This is a genomic window from Lactobacillus sp. C449L (assembly GCF_059900815.1).
In genome coordinates this window covers 1-470 of record NZ_JBWXGA010000177.1, presented here as the reverse complement: position 1 = coordinate 470, position 470 = coordinate 1, and the positions used below count along the sequence as shown (strand labels likewise).

1 protein-coding gene is annotated in these 470 nt (G+C 66.2%); it reads left to right on the top strand.

Annotated features, from left to right (window positions below; all coding sequences use genetic code 11):
* Nucleotides 1-19: 19 nt before the first annotated feature.
* A partial coding sequence (locus AC2JF9_RS08900; RefSeq protein ID WP_500727043.1) for an adenylate/guanylate cyclase domain-containing protein occupies nt 20-470 on the top strand: 451 nt, incomplete at its 3' end.

Below are 470 nucleotides of genomic sequence, written 5' to 3'. Positions count from 1 at the left end.
GACCGGGGTCCGCGGTTCCATGACGCCGATCGTCACGGTCGACCGCAGCGCGATGCCAAGAAGGCCGATACCGGGCGCAATCCGCCGAGCCGGCATCATGTTCGCCGACGTCTCGGGCAGCATGATGCTCTACGACCATCTCGGGACGGCCGGCGCGATCGGTGCGATCGAGCAATGCCTCGACGTAGTCGGCAATGTGGTTCGCCAGAACCGCGGATTCGTCATCAAGACGATCGGCGACGAGATCATGGCCTGCCTGCCCGAACCTGCGGATGTCTGGGCTGCGGCACTCGAATCGCAGGAACGGGTGGCCGCCCTTCCGCCGGTACAGACCCGCACCGGGCCGGTCGCCCGCTGTTTGCGGATCGGGTTCGATTTCGGCGAGCTGGTCGAGATTGGCGGGGACTTCTTCGGCGAGACGGTCAATGTGGCGGCACGCATGGCTCAGCTCGCCAAGCGCGGCCAGATCA